General features: G+C 53.4%; 15 protein-coding genes. 8 read left to right on the top strand and 7 right to left on the bottom strand.

Annotated features, from left to right (window positions below; genetic code table 11):
• Nucleotides 1–27: 27 nt before the first annotated feature.
• Nucleotides 28–1,137, bottom strand: a complete 1,110-nt coding sequence (locus B4O97_RS02010; protein ID WP_394701435.1) for an NAD(P)H-dependent glycerol-3-phosphate dehydrogenase — start codon at nucleotides 1,135–1,137, stop codon at nucleotides 28–30.
• 133 nt (nucleotides 1,138–1,270) lie between these two features.
• On the opposite strand from B4O97_RS02010, the gene B4O97_RS02005 reads away from it, so the two are divergent.
• The 7 genes from B4O97_RS02005 (at nucleotide 1,271) to B4O97_RS01975 (ending at nucleotide 10,069) form a co-directional block, all read left to right on the top strand.
• The gene (locus B4O97_RS02005; protein ID WP_083047814.1) at nucleotides 1,271–3,208 is read left to right on the top strand and encodes a sigma 54-interacting transcriptional regulator; all 1,938 of its coding nucleotides are present in this window, start codon (nucleotides 1,271–1,273) and stop codon (nucleotides 3,206–3,208) included.
• Nucleotides 3,209–3,394: 186 nt separating this feature from the next.
• Complete coding sequence (locus B4O97_RS02000; RefSeq protein WP_083047812.1) at nucleotides 3,395–4,270, top strand: NAD(P)-dependent oxidoreductase; 876 nt, start codon at nucleotides 3,395–3,397, stop codon at nucleotides 4,268–4,270.
• A 243-nt stretch (nucleotides 4,271–4,513) separates the two neighbouring features.
• Entirely contained in the window at nucleotides 4,514–5,227 is a 714-nt protein-coding gene (locus B4O97_RS01995) for an indolepyruvate ferredoxin oxidoreductase subunit alpha (RefSeq protein ID WP_083047810.1), read from the top strand.
• A gap of 19 nt (nucleotides 5,228–5,246) precedes the next feature.
• Entirely contained in the window at nucleotides 5,247–5,891 is a 645-nt protein-coding gene (locus tag B4O97_RS01990) for a hypothetical protein (protein ID WP_083047808.1), read from the top strand.
• A gap of 20 nt (nucleotides 5,892–5,911) precedes the next feature.
• Nucleotides 5,912–6,913, top strand: coding sequence for an aminopeptidase (locus B4O97_RS01985; protein WP_083047806.1), 1,002 nt, complete (start codon nucleotides 5,912–5,914; stop codon nucleotides 6,911–6,913).
• Between the two features lie 137 nt (nucleotides 6,914–7,050).
• Nucleotides 7,051–8,721, top strand: a complete 1,671-nt coding sequence (locus B4O97_RS01980; protein WP_083047804.1) for a trypsin-like peptidase domain-containing protein — start codon at nucleotides 7,051–7,053, stop codon at nucleotides 8,719–8,721.
• Entirely contained in the window at nucleotides 8,708–10,069 is a 1,362-nt protein-coding gene (locus B4O97_RS01975; protein ID WP_083047802.1) for a M20/M25/M40 family metallo-hydrolase, read from the top strand. The genes B4O97_RS01980 and B4O97_RS01975 overlap by 14 nt, the downstream gene beginning before the upstream one ends.
• A 1-nt stretch (nucleotide 10,070) precedes the next feature.
• On the opposite strand, the gene B4O97_RS01970 is transcribed toward B4O97_RS01975, so the two are convergent.
• From B4O97_RS01970 to B4O97_RS01945, 6 genes are all read right to left on the bottom strand, one after another.
• Nucleotides 10,071–10,661: a DUF6657 family protein gene (locus B4O97_RS01970; protein ID WP_083047800.1), complete on the bottom strand. Its 591-nt coding sequence runs from the start codon at nucleotides 10,659–10,661 to the stop codon at nucleotides 10,071–10,073.
• 78 nt (nucleotides 10,662–10,739) lie between these two features.
• A complete protein-coding gene (locus B4O97_RS01965) occupies nucleotides 10,740–12,038 on the bottom strand; it encodes a pyridoxal phosphate-dependent aminotransferase (RefSeq protein WP_083047798.1) in 1,299 nt (432 codons plus the stop codon).
• Between the two features lie 281 nt (nucleotides 12,039–12,319).
• The gene (locus B4O97_RS01960) at nucleotides 12,320–13,228 is read right to left on the bottom strand and encodes an amidohydrolase family protein (protein ID WP_083047796.1); all 909 of its coding nucleotides are present in this window, start codon (nucleotides 13,226–13,228) and stop codon (nucleotides 12,320–12,322) included.
• A gap of 32 nt (nucleotides 13,229–13,260) precedes the next feature.
• Entirely contained in the window at nucleotides 13,261–13,941 is a 681-nt protein-coding gene (locus tag B4O97_RS01955; RefSeq protein WP_143305483.1) for a UPF0149 family protein, read from the bottom strand.
• Complete coding sequence (locus B4O97_RS01950; RefSeq protein ID WP_083047791.1) at nucleotides 13,926–15,008, bottom strand: LacI family DNA-binding transcriptional regulator; 1,083 nt, start codon at nucleotides 15,006–15,008, stop codon at nucleotides 13,926–13,928. Before B4O97_RS01950 ends, B4O97_RS01955 begins: the two co-directional genes overlap by 16 nt.
• An 87-nt stretch (nucleotides 15,009–15,095) precedes the next feature.
• Entirely contained in the window at nucleotides 15,096–16,130 is a 1,035-nt protein-coding gene (locus tag B4O97_RS01945; protein ID WP_083047789.1) for a LacI family DNA-binding transcriptional regulator, read from the bottom strand.
• A 239-nt stretch (nucleotides 16,131–16,369) separates the two neighbouring features.
• Between B4O97_RS01945 and B4O97_RS01940 the strand changes: the two genes are divergently transcribed.
• On the top strand, nucleotides 16,370–17,389 hold the full coding sequence (locus B4O97_RS01940) for a TRAP transporter substrate-binding protein (RefSeq protein ID WP_083047787.1): 1,020 nt from the start codon (nucleotides 16,370–16,372) through the stop codon (nucleotides 17,387–17,389).
• Nucleotides 17,390–17,436: the final 47 nt, after the last annotated feature.

Raw genomic sequence — 17,436 nt, 5'->3', positions numbered from 1 at the left:
CTTGTCTACCCCTTTCTGATCCGGTTCCTAGGCGTCCGGAATAGTCTGCGTAAGCGCCCCGCCAAGGTTTTCCACCATTATCGATACCGCCTGGGAGGGATTAACCTCGCAGTTCAGAATGGAATAGACGGTTTCGCAGATAGGCAGCTTGAGCTTCCGCTGACGGGCGATCTCATGAACAAATTTTGCAGCCACAGCTCCTTCGGGCAGGAATCCCAGGCTGGAAATATTACGGATAAGGTCCTCCAGATCCTTGAAGCGGGCGAGTATCCTGTCCTTGATGATCTCCCGGCCGAAACGCCGGTTTCTGCCGTGACGGCTGCGGCAGGTTACGTCCAGGTCGCCCACACCGGCAATAGAGGTAAAAGTTTCAGGGTGGGTGGAACCGAGGGCTGTTCCCAGAAGCTGGATCTCGTTCAGGCCTGCAGCCAGAAGCAGAGACTCGGTGTTGTCGCCGAAACTGTCGGAGAACTCCATCATCGCATCCAGCATTCCGAAGGCTATGGCAACGACGTTCTTGACGGCACCGCAGGTCTGTACCCCCACTATATCGAGGGAGGGAAAAACCATCAGGGTGGAACCGGTCAGGAGTTCCCGGAAGCGTATGGCATTGCGCCCGTTGGGGCAGGCGGCGATCAGCCCGGTCAGCTTACCCCGGGAAACCTCTTCCGCGTGGCTGGGACCCGAGATGTAGACCAGGTTGTTCCTGTAGGTCTCCGGCAGAAACTCTTCAATGGCCTCGATAAGGAGTTTTGATTCTTCTTCGCCGGATATGAAACCCTTCGTTACCACAGCGATAAAGGTGTTTCCCTCCCGTACTCCCGGCATGGCGGCAATCTTTTTTACCGAATCGATTATATACAGGGACGGGGTTGCAACAATTATAAAATCCTTGTCCGCGGCGGCCAGGGTAATATCCGTGGTTGCCTGCAGGTTCGAAGGCAGCCTGACACCAAGCAGATACCGTCCGTTGGTATTGTTATGATTAATGTCGTCGACCACGTCCGTCATGAAGTCCCACATAACGACTTCATTGCCCAATTCAGCGATTATTTTACCCAGGGCCGTACCCCAGGCACCGGCACTGATAATCCCAACCTTCTTCATGCTGTCCGAGACCTCCTGTGGTTTCTTTATATAGCACCTCGGCGGTGGATTGCAAGGTTTCCATATAGCCGTTTTCAGATCAACCCTGGAACCTGAAAAGACCCATGGTTTATCTGGTCATTATCTGAAAAAAGTATGCTACCATATATGCCGGAGTTTGCTTATGATCGAGTTGACGTTCTGTGTTCCCTACGTCTCTATGATGGAACTGGTCCATAAGGTATTTCAGGAGCATCCGCTCTTCGAGAGGATCAAAAAGAACATCCTGCAGGTTGAGGTTCATGATGTTCCCTCTCTCAAGCTCAAGGGGGATGTCATCATTGCCAGGGGTATCGCCGCCGAAAGTATTCGCAGCCTCAACAGCGGTATTCCCCTTATTGAGCTGCCCATAAGCGGATACGATATTGTTCATGCTATTCACGCATGCAGGGAACGCTTCGGCGCAAAAAAAATCGCCTGTATAGGTTCCTCCTTCGTCATGTACGGTGTTTCCTCCATCGGAAAGGCGATGGATGTGGAGCTGGTCGCGCATCAGGTATCCTCCGAAGAGGAAGGCGCTTCCTTTGTTCGTCAGGCCATCGCCGGAGATGCGGATGCCGTTGTGGGCGGTCTGATGGTGACCAAGATCGCGGAAGCGGCACATTTTCCCGCTGTCATGATCGAATCCGGCTACGAATCCATCCGGCAGGCGGTGGACGAGGCCGTACGGACTGCCCTTATATCCAGGGCCGAGAGAGCACGGGTCGAGCGGCTCCGCACCATCATGGACTATTCCTACGAAGGAATAATAGCAGTGGATGAGCAGGGTAAGATCACCCTTTTCAACAAACTGGCAGGGGAGATCCTGAAATCTGAGAAGCAAAATCTCATCGGCAGTCCCATAGGTGAGGTGTTGCCCGAAATCGGTATTACCAGGGTCCTTGAAACCGGCAAAGAGGAACTTGAGGGGCTGTATAATGTAAAGGACTCGATGATTTCCACGAACTGTGTTCCCCTCCAGATAGATTCTGAGATAGTCGGCGCCGTCGCTACTTTTCAGAAGATCTCCCGCATCCAGGAGGTGGAAGAGCGTATACGGCAGAAGCTGTTCAAAAAGGGGCTGACTGCCAAATACCATTTCAAGGACATTATCGGCTATGGCGAGGCTATTTCCGGAGCAATCGAACTGGCCATGAAGTACAGTGAGGCTGATTCAAATATTCTGCTTGACGGAGAGACCGGTACCGGCAAGGAGTTGTTTGCCCAGAGCATCCATAACGCAAGCAAAAGACGTAAAGGGCCCTTTGTGGCAGTCAATTGTGCGGCGATTCCGGAACATCTTCTGGAAAGCGAGCTTTTCGGGTATGTCGAAGGGGCCTTTACCGGTGCAGCCAGGGCGGGTAAGGCGGGGCTTTTCGAACTCGCCCACAGGGGTACGATTTTTCTGGATGAGGTATCCGAGCTCTCTCTGCCTTTTCAGGCTCGTCTCCTGCGGGTCCTGCAGGAAAAGGAGATCATGCGTCTTGGACATGACCGGGTGATTCCCATCGATGTGCGGGTTATTGCTGCTTCCAATGTGCCCCTCAAGGATCTTGTTCGCTCAGACCGTTTCCGGCGGGACCTGCTTTACCGGCTGGATGTTCTCAGAATCACTATCCCCCCCCTGAGGGAGCGTAAAGAGGATATTCCGCTGCTGCTTCGCAACTACATAGAACAGAACAGCATGCGTATGAAAAAACAGGTTCCGGATGTCTCCCCTGAGGCAATGTCGGTTCTTTCGGAACACTCCTGGCCGGGCAATGTGAGGGAACTGATAAACATCTGTGAACGGTTGGCTATTATTGCGAATGACGGGGGGATCGACTGTGAAACAGTCTATAAGGTTCTGGATACCGATGAAACTCAGGCCTGCAGCGACAGGGAAGGCGACCTTTTCTATATAGACACTATAAACAGTGAGAGTTTCGCAAAGATGGAGAAGGGTATTCTCGTCGCCGCTCTGCGTCAGACCATGGGAAACAAGAAGCAGGCCGCTGACCTTCTGGGAATCGATAATTCAACGCTATGGCGGAAAATGCGAAAATACAATCTGGACGCGGAAGAGGTGCTTTTTCGCAAATAGTTTTGCATATATGCACCTCTTTTTACAGAATTTCCTTTTTCCTGGAATGAATCCCCGAACTATTTGCCGCTAAGATATTGCCATGCAACAAATTGTGTGTTTTTCATTATTCTCTTTTCATTGGCATGTTCCTTGCAGCCTGTTTATAATAACTGGAATCATATTCTGGAAATACGGGAGGACCGCATGGCGGAGAAGCTGGGAATAATAGGTTTGGGACGAATGGGGATTGTCGCTGCAAAAAAGTACATTGGAGCCGGTTACGAGGTATTCGGTTACGCCCGGCGACAGGAAGTTATCGATGAGTTCGAATCCTTCGGCGGGCATCACATGAGCAGCATTCGTAAAGTAGCCGAAGAATCGGACAAGGTGATTGTCTATGTATTGAATGATCAGCAGGTAATAGACGTGGTTACCGGAAAGGACGGTATTCTCGACGGTGCCCATGAGGGAACTGGAGTTATCTGCATGGCAACCATCGATCGGGATAACCTCGAGATGGTGGCACGCAAATGTGCGGAAAAGTCTGTGGGATTTATCGATTGTCCTGTAACGGGGGGCCCTCCCAGGATTGAAGCCGGAACACTGACCCTCATAGCCGCCGGAGACCGCAGTTTCCTGGAAGAATGTCGGGCTATTATGGAGGTCCAGGGAAAGATCACCTTTGTCGGAGAGGAGCCGGGACTTGGACAGGCGGTAAAACACTGTAACCAGCTGCTCGTGGGAACGACTCAGGCGGCGACCATGGAGGTTATTACCCTGGCACGGAAGAGCGGTCTGGATCCGAAGCTGGTATGCGAAGTGGCCGGCAGCGGTGTTGCAGGGAGCGACTACTTTCGCATCATAGCCCAAAGCGTGAACGAGGGCGGGGCGTCCATCGGCGGGCTCGGACAGATGATCAAGGACGTCGGTCTTGTTGTAAATGACGCAAGGAGGGTCAAGACTCCCCTTCTGGTTGTAAATGCGGCGTACCAGTACTACCTGTCCGCCCTGTCGCTGGGGCTTGAGAATGCGGATACATCGGACCTTATCAAGGTGCTGGAGAAAATGACCCGGGCCTAGAGTTTTCACGACACATTTTTTGCATTTATGCAAGTTTTCAATGTAGGCGTGCAAACCAGGAGCCCCTGCCGGAAAGAAATCACCGGATTCATCGCCCTGACATTTATAACTGCTACCTGTGTAAAGAATTACCTTTGGCGTTTCTGTTTCCGAAATTGGCATGATCCTTGCTGACTGATATGTGCTGTTCAACGAATGGTCTGAACCATGAGAACAGTGAAAGGATTTTTAAGGAGATAATATATGCTCATCGATCAGGATAAGTGTATAGGATGCAGAAAATGCGTTCCCTATTGTACGGCAGGAGCGATCTACATCGAGGGGAAGAAGGCAAAGATAAACCTGGATGAGTGCGTTGAGTGCGGTGTCTGTTATCGGGTAAAGGTCTGTCCGTCGGATGCCTTTTATCAGCAGCCCCTGGAGTGGCCCCGGAGCGTACGGGCCATCTACAGCGATCCGCTGAATATCCACAAGGAAACCGGCCTCGCCGGCAGGGGAACCGAAGAAATCAAGACCAATGATGTCACCGGACGTTTCAAACCCGGTCATATCGGTATCGCCATCGAAGTGGGAAGACCCGGGGTCTGTTCCCGGCTGCGGGAACTTGAGAAAATGTCCGTTGCCCTCATGAAGGAAGGGGTCGAGTTCGAACCGAAGAATCCCCTTACAAATCTCATTGATAAAAAGACAGGAAAACTCCCCCCGGAGATCCTGGATGAAAAGGTAATATCCGCCATTATCGAGATCAGTGTACCCAAAAGTCGTTTCCTCGATGTTATCCGTGTAATAGAGGAGACCTCAAAAACAATGGATACGGTCTTCAGCCTTGATGTAGCCAGCTGCAGGAAGGGGGATGTCTGGGAGGCGGAAGAACTCCTTTCTGAAGCCGGTATCTACTATCGTCCCAACGCAAAGATCAACGTAGGTTTGGGGAAGCCCCCTGTTGTATCAGCCTGAGAAAATAAGGAAGGATTAGATGACACATACATTGCACCGACAGGGAAACGAAGAGTCCCTTGCAAAGGATTATACGATACTTGCCATGCCCTCCAGCGGTTTGAACTCCGAGGGTTCTCTGCCGAAACTGCAGAAAGCACTTGAAATCTTCATGCGTCACGACCCGGTGAATATCGGGGATTCCAAGGGCGGCAGCCGATTCTCCCTGGGCGGGGACGAGGAAGTAAAAAAGATTCTGGTGGAGAACGAACTTGTTCACGCGGTTTATCGTACCCGGGAGCAGCTTATCGATGTACTTGTGGAGCTGAAAAAGGCCGATCTTGGGCTGTCGGTTACCGTCGGCGGTCTCATGGACCATGTTGAAGAGTGCTGCAGGGCTGCTGAGCTTAAACCCCACACTATTGTCCAGTCCCTGGGAATAAAAGGAAAGCTGGAAAAACTGCCCAATCCGAAAGTCCTGGAAATCGCCACCATGTGCGGACACCATCTTGTCTCCTTTGATCTTATTACTTCCCTTGTGGACAGGGTAAGGAAAGGGCGCATGAGCTCCGAAGCCGCCGGAAAAGAGCTGGCGAAATGCTGTATCTGCGGTGTTTTTAATCCAGCCCGGGCGGCGGAGATAATCGATGTAATGGTGGGAAAAGAGGTCGAATCCATAGTGTAACCGGAGCAGAGGAGGTCCATATGAACGCGATGCTGATGGCAAAGGGCGCTGAAAAGATAATCCGTCGCTGTGTCAAGGCCAGAGAGTCGGAGAAGCTGCTGATCATCACCGACCCGACCCTGATCTCCGTTGCGGAAGCTCTGAGTGCCGCAGGGGAGACCGCAGGCTGTGAAACCGTGGTCTCCGTAATGCGGCCCCGGGAATGGGACGGCGAAGAGCCGCCGGCAGTCATCGCCGGGGCCATGGCCGCCGCGGACATAGTGATTTTTCCCACCATGCGGGATATAGCCCATACCGCCGCCACTAAAGATGCCCTGAAGCAGGGAACCCGTATAGTCAGTATGGCCGGATGTGCTCCCGAGATCCTCATGGAGGGGGGCATCGAAGAGGATTTTGACAGAATGAAGCCCCTCTGCGATCTTGTCGCCGAAATGCTGGGAGACGGAAACGAGGTCCGGCTGACCAATCCGGCGGGAACCGATGTTGTCATCAATATTCAGGGCAGACCGGGGAATTCCCACTGCTGTGTGGCGGACAAGCCGGGTATATTTACCGGGGTCCCCAACATCGAGGCGAACATCGCCCCGGTGAACGTGGAGGGCAGCATCGTTATCGACGGATCCGTACCTAATCTCCGCGGAGCTGAACGGGGCGTACTTCGGGAACCCATAAAACTGACAGTAAAGAACGGAAGCGTGGTTGCCGTCGAGGGCGGCACCGATGCCCGAAACCTGGATACCCTCTGGAAAGCCCAGAAGGACCCAAGTGTGTACCATGTTGCCCAGCTCGCCCTGGGGCTGAATCCCAGAATCAGAACCCTCACGGGTCTCATCGTCAACGACCACGGTGCCTGGGGTACGGTACATTTCGGCATAGGGACCAGCGCGAATCTGGGCGGACTTGTCAAAGCCAAGGGGCATATCGACGGCATACTCCAGCGACCGACCCTTTCCATCGATGGTAACCCGGTCCTCGAAGACGGGCATGTGCTTGTTGATGCCGGAACAGGAGAATATACCTGAGAAAAAATTGAATAATACAATCAGGTCGGGTTTGAACTCCTGATTGTCATGGAGAGTGTTGGTATTCGCTGTGCATTTTCCCCTTTCTTGTGCTACTATGATGGCTATCAACATCTTTTTCCGGGAGATCATTCACTGTGAATACCCGCTTCCCCCATGCCACGACCAATGGTTTCGTAATTAAGCTGTCTTTTCTGCTGTTTGCATTCTGCCTTATTCTTCAGCCCCTGGTTTCGCAGGAGCAGGATAACAACCAGATCCGGGAAGAGACTTCTCCTCCCGTGTTCATGGAACCTGGTACTCATACTCTTCCTTCAGATGAAGCTGCAGAACCTGCAGATACCGATCAGGTGGAGGATGAAGGGCCTGACGCTCAAGAGCAGCCGGAATTTGAACCCGCACCGGTACTCCCGCCCCTGCTGGAATCCGGGCGACGGGTCGAAGGGAGAATCGATCTCTCCTCGGGGGTGAATTTCGCCACCTACCGCTTCAATGTGCCTCCTGAAGCGATGCGGGTCGTTATAACCCTTGACGACGCCCGGGGCGATCTGGACCTGTTTGTGCGCCACGGGGCGGATATTCTCGATTACTCCATGGTGGACGCCAAGGCCATCAGCGACGATTACAATGAAACCCTGGTGCTCTCCCGATTTGGCGAAGAGGGGCTCTATGACGGGGAATACTACCTGGATGTGGCCTACCAGAGAGAAAGGCCGCCCCGCCGGAACGGCAGGTACCTGAATGAGATCGGATTCAGTCTTTCAGTCAACTATGAACGGCTCACTGTAACAGAGCGGATATCCTCAGGGGATGAGGTTTCGGGAATCCTCAAGCCCGACGAGGGGATGATGAAGCTCTATGCCGTCAGGACCGAGGGATGGGACTCCGCCCTGCGCATCGACATCAGTGACACAAGCGGGGATATCGACCTCTTTATCTCTTACAATAACCCCGGTATAAACCCCGAAAATGCCGAGTACAGGAGCGAAAGTCTCCTGGGCCGGGAAGCTATTGTGATAGACCGAAACTCTTCGCCATCCTTTCGCACCGGAACCTACCATGTGCTGGTTGTCGATCAGGTTGCTGACAGTTTCCCCGTAGCCTTCACCATGAAAAGCTCCAGGGATGCTGAAGCTCCTGAGGATCTTCTTGCCCTGCCACCCATCCCTGATCCGGATGACCCGGTGGAGCATGCGGTGGGATCAACCGTCGAGGTCATCGGCAGCCAGGGACGAGGTTCCGGCAGCCTCGTCTCCTCTGACGGTTATCTGCTTACCAACTGGCATGTCGTTCGGGATGCGGAAAACCAGCCCTCCCGGGATGTTTATATAGCCGCCACCCTGAATCAGCATATCCCGCCCCAGGAGCTCTTCCGGGGAGAGGTCGTCCGTTACGATGAGGCTCTTGACCTGGCCCTTGTAAAGATCAGCTCCGGACGTTACGGTCAGCCGCTTCCCCGGAATTATATTTTTCCCTTCTTCAATCTTGGAGATGCCAACCGTCTGCGTCTTGGACAGCCCGTCTCCATTCTTGGATATCCCTCCAACGGCGGTGCAGGTTCCAGGGTCTCCATCACCCTTACCAGGGGAATCATTTCGGGATTTGAGAAGACCCCAACAGGAACCTATGTCAAGACCGATGCGGAAGTCTCCTTCGGCAATTCCGGGGGGTCCGTTTTCAACGCCTTTGGAGAACTCCTCGGAATTCCCACCTCCTTCTACAGCGACGGTGAGGGGAAGCTGGCTTTTATTCTGCCGGTAACCATGATACCCCCTTCGTGGCTGAAGATAATAGATGGTTCCCACTAGGAATCCCCGGGAGGTCCTGGTCAGGCTTCTGCAGGAACTTATCCGAAACTCCTGCGTCAACAATGGAAACGGCGGACATGAATCCCGCTCTGCTGAAAGCTTGCGCCGCTTTTTTCAGGGCTATGGGTTAAAGGCAGAAATCTTTGAGAAGGTTCCCGGACGGGGAAATCTTGTTCTTCGAATACCGGGGACCGATCCGGCCGCACCGTCCCTGGCCTTTATGGGACACACCGATGTAGTCCCCGCAGAGGCTGCTGACTGGAAGCGGGATCCCTTCGGTGGGGAGCTTCTGGACGGTGAAGTCTGGGGCCGGGGCACCGTGGATATGCTGAATATGACTGCAGCCCAGGCCGTGGGTTTTGCCGAAGCGGTAACGCGGAACGGGCCTTTTCCCGGCGACCTGCTCTATCTGGCTCTTGCGGATGAGGAGGCTTCGGGGACATACGGAGCCCGCTGGCTGACAGATGAGCATTGGGACGCGGTGGCCTGCGATTATATGGTTTCCGAGATCGGCGGCTTCTTTATTTCCGGTCGCCGGGGAGAATCTGCCGCTCTGGGAATCGGGGAAAAAGGGGTTGCCTGGATACGTCTTACGGCCCGCGGCGTGTCCGGACACGGAAGCATCCCCTTCGGCAGCAGCAATGCCATTGATACCCTCATACAGGCAGGAGAAAGACTGGGGCATCTGCGTTTTCCCCATCGACCGGGACTCCTTTTTCGCAGCATGGCCCGCGGGGCTTCAGCTTCCCTGTGGGAGGAGCTGCTTTTAACAATGGCCCCCCTGCGCGGGCTGGGTCTGAAGCGGATATACAGACGGAGCCCCGGGGCCGCCCGCTGGCTTCATGCCGCGTCTTCCACAACCTCGAGCATCGGGATTATCGAAGGGGGTTCGAAGATCAATGTGATTCCCGGAGAGGCCCACCTGGATCTGGATATCAGAATCATACCGGGGGAGGACCTGGACACTGTACTGAAGCGGCTGAAATCCCGGCTTCGCGGATTGAAAGACAGGATAGAAATCGAAGTCCTGGAGTACTTTCCTCCCACCATCTCTCCTGCCTCGGGCCCCCTGGTCGAGGCCAGCAGGCTACTGCTGAAGGACCTTCGTTCGGATGCGGATATTCTTCCCATTCTTATAAGCGGTGCAACCGACGGCCGTTTCTGGCGTCGCCGGGGAACCCGGGTGTACGGATTCTCCCTTTTCGGGGATGAAATGACCCTGGACCGTTTTTCCGGAATGCTTCACGGAGTCGATGAAAGGATTTCCCTTTCCAGTCTGTACCGTTCTCTGGAATATTACACCCGCCTGCCCGGTGTGTTTTTCTCGGGCAGTAAAGGCGGGCGGTAATTTAACGGGATTGAAAGAGGGCCCGCAACTGATCTTTTGCCTGTTTGAGGGCCTCGCTGTACTGGGCTTCCAGTTTTCCCAGATGCTGCTTCAGCATTTTCGAAAATTCCGGATCCTGGGCCGGATTGAGGCTTACCCTCTGTCCGAACTGACGTTCCATTTCCTGCTCCCTCTGGCGCAGCCGAGGGGCAAACTGCTTTTCCAGGGCCTGTATGAGCTGCTCCTGGTTTTCCAGGTATTGTTCAAAGAACTGCTCCACCTGTTCAAAGAGGTAGCTTACCTGCTTTTTCTGCCCGGTAACGGCAACAAGTCCTTCCCGTACCCGTTCGAGTCTCTCTTTATAGCTCTCATCCTGGGGCAGGGTCAGATTCGCAGCGAGTACTGAGAAGCTGCCCTCCCTGAGCCATTCGGCTTCCTCATTCTTTGCTTCCGTGAGCGCCGCCGACAGTTCCTTCGAACTGAGGTCGCCGGCAAGAAACTTGCCGGTCAGGCGTTTACCCTCTTCAGTCTTATCATGGGCTGCCAGGCTCTTCTTATCTACTTCAATCCCCTTTGTCCGTTCCAAAGCAATCTCAAGGGCCGATTTAATCACCTTTCCGTCTCCTTAAGCCTGCAACAAAACAGGGCTGCTGCAGACCCCCTATACCTTAATTAATAGCGCCGGGGCAGATCAAGCCCCGGTATACCTGCGTACTGAATCGGCGATTTTCAGCCATGTCTCTTTTCGCAGGCGGTCGTCACTCTCCAGCAGGGTTGCCCTGAAACCCGGAAGGTCACAGCAGAAACCCGAGAGGGGAACAACGCAGATACCTGCGGATGCCAGGAGATAGTAGACGAAGCGTTTGTCCGGTGCGACACTGGGCAGGATTGTATCCAGATACTGACCTGTTTCGGTATTTTTAACGGGCAGGCTCTGGGTGTCCGTCAGGAGCCCCTCATCGAAGACTGCTGTTATATAAAAGGCGCCTTTCGGTTTGATTACCTTCATTCCCGGAACAGATGAAAGGATCTCGGTAGCTTCCAGGGCCCGTTGTTCGTAGATGGCATTGCGGGACCTCAGGTGATCTGCGTAGCGGGGGTCGGAAAAAACCCGGGGAATAGACATCTGGGGCAAAGTTGTGGAACAGACCTCCAGGCGTTTTGCATCGAGAATGCTGGTAATATAGCGTGCGAACTCGGGGTCCCGTTTCTGGTTGTAGACCTCGATCCATCCGCAGCGTCCGCCGGGCCAGGGGTACTCCTTGGAAATGCTCCGCAGGGCCATTCCGGGGACACCGTCGATCACCTCGCTCAAAGGTACACTGTGGTCCGGATTGTAGATGATGTTCGCATAGGTTTCGTCGCAGATGACAAAGAGATCGTAGCGCCTGGCGATATCTATCATGGCTGTGATGGTTTCCCTGGGGTATACTGCCCCGGTGGGATTATCGGGATTTATAAGCAGAATGCCGGCAATAGAGGGGTTGTAGCGGACCTTGTTTTCGATGTCGGAGATATCGGGCATCCAGTTATTGTCGGGGTCCAGCCGATAGGTAAGGTGCTCATACCCCGAATGGGAAGCTTCGGCGGAGGAGAGGGTTGAGTAGGCCGGCGACGGGCCTATGACCCGGGCTTCCCGTTTAAGGTACCCGAATATTCGGGCCACCGCGTCGCCGAGGCCGTTGAAGAAGTATATGTCCTCCGGGCCGATCCGGGCGCCGCCGCGGGCAGAAACCGTTGCGGCAAGGAACTCTCTGGTGGCGTAATCTCCCTGGCTGTCGGTGTAACAGTAGGATGTATCCTGCTGAGTCAGGGAGACCACTATGTCCTTTATCCAGGAAGGGACCTTTTCTCCCTTTTGTACCGGGTCTCCGATGTTCTCATAAACTACAGGAAGTCCTGCTGCGGCAATGCGGTGTGCAACCCGGACTATCTCCCTGATTTCGTAGCGCAGTTCTCCTGCTCCGTCCCACACAATCGGTCGTCTCATCTGATTCTCCTTCTGGTTCTCCGGGGCCGATCTGTCAGGGCGGGTATAAAAAAACCGCGGTAACCCTGACCCGGGTCTCCGCGGTGAACGATTCCAGTATTGTGGAATATCCTTAAACCGCGGCTCCCCTCCGGGCGGCCGCGGCGGCTGCGGTACTGAATAGTGTACAGCTGCAGGTTATTCCAGACATGCCTTATGTTTACACCGTATTTGCCTGCAGGTCAAGCCGGAACCATGGATTTTACCGAACAGCCGCGGTCTCCGTCCCCCCGCCCGGAGGACTATGCATCTATCCGGTATATGCGAAGGGCATTCTCCACGAACAGTTTGCGTTTTTCCCCAGGATCCAGATCGCGGACCGCTTCGAGGAAGCCGGAGAAGATTGTATCGAAATCCCCAACCAGGGAGTCCACAGGAAAGTTGCTGGCGAACATGCAGCGTTCGAGACCGAAAATTTCAAGGGTATCCAGAATAATGCCCCGGTTATCCTCCAGGAGCCAGGGTTTTCCCGGAAGACCGAGACCGGAGATTTTGACCATTGCATTGGGGAATTGTGCGAAGGTCTTCATCGCAGAGCGCCAGGCGGAAAGACCTTCGGTGCTTCGGTCGCTGGGAAGGCCCGTGTGGTTCAGGATAATCAGGGTTTCCGGAAATTTCTCACCAAGTTTCAGAGCCTCCGGCAGATGCCACCATGGGGTTTGCAGGTCGAAACTGAGTCCGTACCGGGCAAGAAGTGAGTATCCCCGCTGAAATGCGGGATCGCTCAGGCCGCCGGGTTCTGCTGTGGTTCCCGGAAGAGGTCTTTCAGAGCCAGCCGGTTTGTGGCGGATGCCCCGGACAAGGGGAAATTCCGCCTGCCCGGCCAGGATCTCCTCTGCATTCCTGCTGTCGAGCCATGCCTGGGCCACATGTGCATGGGGACGTCCAAACTCATCGGCAACCCGGTGTATCCAGCGGGTTTCCCCCAGAGGATCCTGGGGATTCCATTCCGCTTCCACGGTGACACTCTTTATCACCGTGAATTTCCTGCTTGCCGATTCGTAATCCCTCGGCATAAAGGGTTTGCGCAGGGCGGTATAATCTCCATAGCGGAAGGGTATCATCGGGTCATCGCAGAGCCAGGGATGGTAATTCCCGGGAATGTCCCAGAAGTGATGATGGGCGTCAACAACAGGCATGGATTCGATCATGATACTGAATCATACACCAGCCGGAGGGATTGTCAAGAATTAGTTCTGCCGCAGCAATGTTTGTATTTTTTTCCGCTTCCGCAGGGGCAGGGGTCGTTACGCCCCGGATTCTTCGTGCCCCCGGCCAAACGCTTCTTCTGGATGTCCAGATAAAAGTAGTTCCTCAAGGCAACAAGGTTGGCGGGAATTTCTCCGGCAATACGATGGATCTGTTCACCCATAATCTCCTTGTCATCGACGGACGTAAAGGAGTCAGGCCTCGCGCAGAAGGCTATGGGGCTCATGAGGGATATAAAATCGAGGTCATAATCCGCGGGATCGACGCCGGTCTGGCGCAGTCCCTTGATAAATCCTTCGCACCAGGCCTGCAGCTTTGTTGCCTCCTGTGCATCCGGTTTCTCCCCGACACTGAAGGTAAGGGAGTACTCTTCGTTTCCGGTAAGCGAGGCAACCACGCTGTTATAGGCTGTTACGGCTGTATCAAGAAACTCTTTCGCCTGATCGCGGTCAAGAAATTCGGGCTGATCTCCCTTCATATTGTACAACACGGGGATCCAGGCGTTGGGAAGGCTCGGGTTCGGGGAGAGGGCAACGGCGGTCAGCGCGCCGTGCATACCCTCGGGACTCAGGGGGCTGGGGCAGATCCTTGCCAGAGAGACATACATTCCGTTGAGAAGTGAGTTGAGGCGAAGGGACACTATTCTATCCTCCAAAAATCATCCTGGTCATTTATTGAGTTCCCCAGCAAAATACCCTGAGGAATTGAGGGAATTGTCGCCGGCATGCTTCCGTTCTCCAGATAATGCTCGAGGAGCCTTACAGCGTAATACCCCTGTCTGAAGGGATTTTGATGGATAGCAGCGGTAAACGCATGGGACAGAAGGTACATGCCGGTATCCGGGTTGACGCCGTGGACCAGAATACTATACCGGTTTTCCAGACCCTGGTGAAGAATTTTCTCCCCCAGTAATTCCTGTATGTCCGCGATGCTGTATATTCCGGAAAAACTGTCCGCTTCGTCTCTCAGTATCTCGTCAAGCTCCTGCATCATGTCTTCTCTGCTCTGTCTTGACCGAAAGGAAATAACCTGGTGCTCGACACGGGGGAAATGCACCGAAAGATATGAAACAAAATGAAGCAGCCGTTCTTCGTTTATATGAGCTCCCGCAAGTATGTGCTCGGAATCCACCGGGTTATGGATAATGAGTATCCTGCCATTTCCCCGTATTGTTTTTCCCAGGAACTCCGCAGCGAGTCTGCCTCCGGCGCCATAGTCCGGGCCGATGAAAGCGAGTCTGTTCGTTTCGACGGCATCGATGTTGAGGGTAATGTAGGGGATATTTCGGCGGTCGAGAAAGCCGAATATCCGTCCCATATCATATTCCGGATTATTTACCAATGCAGCGGCATCCATGCCTCCGGTGCTCGCCAGCTGAAGTTCCTTCATATAGGCGCCGGTATTCTTGGCCGGTACGGGATGGTAGACAGCGGAATACCCGAAATCCCGGATTTCAAGAAGCGCGCTTTCCATCCCCCTGGCAACGCTGGTCCAGAAGTAATGAGGAGAAGACGAGGAGAACAGATGGATGTTGCGCAGATTGTTGCGTACCAGAGACCGGGCGCTTCTATTGCATGAATAACCCACCAGGGCAGCGTAATTTTGTATACTGGTTTTTGTGCTCTCTGCAACCTTGTCTGATCCCGAAAAAGCCCGCTGGACGGTCTTTATCGATAATCCGAGGGCCCGGGCAATTGAGTTCTGGGTAATCCGATCCTGCATTCCTGCTGAAAAGTATAGCGGTTATTGTTTCAGTATAACAAGGGTTTGACCAAAGAATGTCCTACGTAGGACATCGGATTCGGATACTCAGTTGTTCGGAGGGGGGGCAACGGAGTTTCCCGGGATAATCTTTGCTCCGAAAATGACTTCCCGGTTTGATCTTCCGGGATTTTTTATTCTGTCCAGAATAAGCTCTCCAACCTTTGAACCCAGATCCGAGGGGAACTGAGGAACCCGGGTTGGAGAGATCTTCATGAGTTCCGAGTTTTCCACTTCTCCGTAGCATACGACGGAGATGTCCTCTGGAATTGAAATTCCTGCTTCCTGCAGATATTTCATGGCCCCAACGGTTACTGCTGTATTCATACCAATAAGAGCTGTGGGGGGAGGGTCCTGGGACATCATACGCAGAGTGCCCGTATACCCGTCGGCTTCCGTAAAATCGCCGTTGGCGATGTATTTATCGTTTACCGGCAGGCCTGCCTCTTCCATGGCGGAGCAGAATCCCCGCCATCTGTCCCGGCTGGTACTGAACTGCATATAACCGTTCAGCATTCCGATGCGTTTGTGTCCCGAATCGATAAGGTGCCGCGTCATGTCGTAGCTGGCCTGCCGGGCATCCGTATCGATGGTATCGCCGATGAATCCGCTGTGTTCGACATGCCGGTACACCAGGGCTATGGGGACATGCTGACTGACCTGAGTTATGTATTCCTCGAGTTTACCGGTACTGTGCAGAACAATACCGGATATGTTCCGGGACACAAGGGCGTCAATGTATTTTCTTTCCAGCTCTTCGTCGTTTTCCGTACTGCAGACAAGCAGGTTATACCCGTTGTCCCGGATAACATTTTCGATGGACCGGGCTATGGACATCAGCATGAAGTTGGAAATGTCCGATACGATAAAACCGATCAGGTATGTCGTATTGCTCTTCAGACTGCGGGCAACGGAATTGGGCACATACCCCGACTCGGCGATGGCCTGCTGTACCTTTTCTTCAATCCGGGGACTGACATAGTAGTTTCCGTTGATAACCCTGGATACCGTAGCGATTGAAACTCCAGCTGCGCGGGCAACGTCTTTAATTGTAGCTCGTTTGATTTTATATGCTTTTATCATGTGGCACTCCGACGTTACACCACTCTTTGTTTCCCTTCAAGTGTTATTCATGAAGTGAAGAAGGGGAAAACGTTTACCTGATAGTATGCTTAAATCGTCTCTGTTGTCAAATAATTCGTGGAAAATTCGATAAAATAGACCGGGAAGGGCAAAAATTCTTTGACAGATGGATAAAACGGGTTTAGAGTCTAAAGAGGTACAAGAAAACGTTTACACATTTCAAGATTAAGGAGGTTTTTATGAAGGCAAAATATCTGTCGCTGCTGCTGGTACTGGTGATTGCAGCCCCGATGGTATTCGCAGGCGGAGGGCAGGAAGCTTCTTCCCAGGGCACGGAACCCATTGTTCTGAAGTATGCCCATGTCGGTATCGCCGGAGAAATTCAGACAAAGTATGCGGACACCCTTGCAAAGAGAATTGAAGAAAAGAGCGACGGAAGAGTAAAGCTTCAGGTTTATCCCAATTCCCAGCTGGGCGGTGTCAGTGAAATGGTGGACGGGATCAAGTCAGGGGCCATCGATATGGGACACCACGACTTTTCCTCCCTCGGCAAGTATATGACCGACATGTCGGTTTTCAACTCTCCCTTTATCTACAGGGATGTTGATCATGCCATCAAAGCCGGTGACCCCAATGTCTCTCCCGTTGCCCAGGAGTTCAGTGAAGAACTGGTGGACATAGCAGGTATCCGGCTCCTCGGCGTGCACTACCGCGGCGCCCGGCAGCTCTCTGCCACATATCCCGTCTATTCTCCCGCCGACATGAAGGGTAAAAAGTTCCGGGGTGTTCCCGTTCAGCTGTGGATGACCATGATCGAAGGTATGGGCGCTATTCCTACCCCTGTTGAGATCACCGAACTTCATACGGCCCTTATGACCGGTGTTGTTCTTGGTCAGGAAAATCCGCTGGAAAACATCTATGCCCAGAAATTCTACGAAGTTCAGGACTACATCATGATGACCAGTCACATGCACGCTGTTCTGGTAACCTTCATCAACGAGAAGTCCTGGCAGAAAATCCCCGAAGCCGACCAGGCGCTGATCAAGGAAGCAATGGTTGAGGTACGGGATGAATCGGTAGAATGGGTCGCGGCCGTAAACGACGAGGTCAAGCAGAAACTGATGGACGAAGGCATGACCTTTATCGACGAGTCCAACGGCCTCAAGATCGACGAGTTCCGCGAAGCCGTACTGGCCAAGCTGTACCAGGATTTCCCCAACTGGAAACCCTATGTAGAGAGAATTCAGCAGATCAAGTAAGCGCTGATTCCGGATTTGTATTTCCGGCGCCGCCACGACACCTGCGC

Source organism: Marispirochaeta aestuarii, from assembly GCF_002087085.1.
In the GTDB taxonomy this organism is placed as follows: Bacteria; Spirochaetota; Spirochaetia; order JC444; family Marispirochaetaceae; genus Marispirochaeta; species Marispirochaeta aestuarii.
This window is presented reverse-complemented; position numbering and strand designations above follow the sequence as displayed.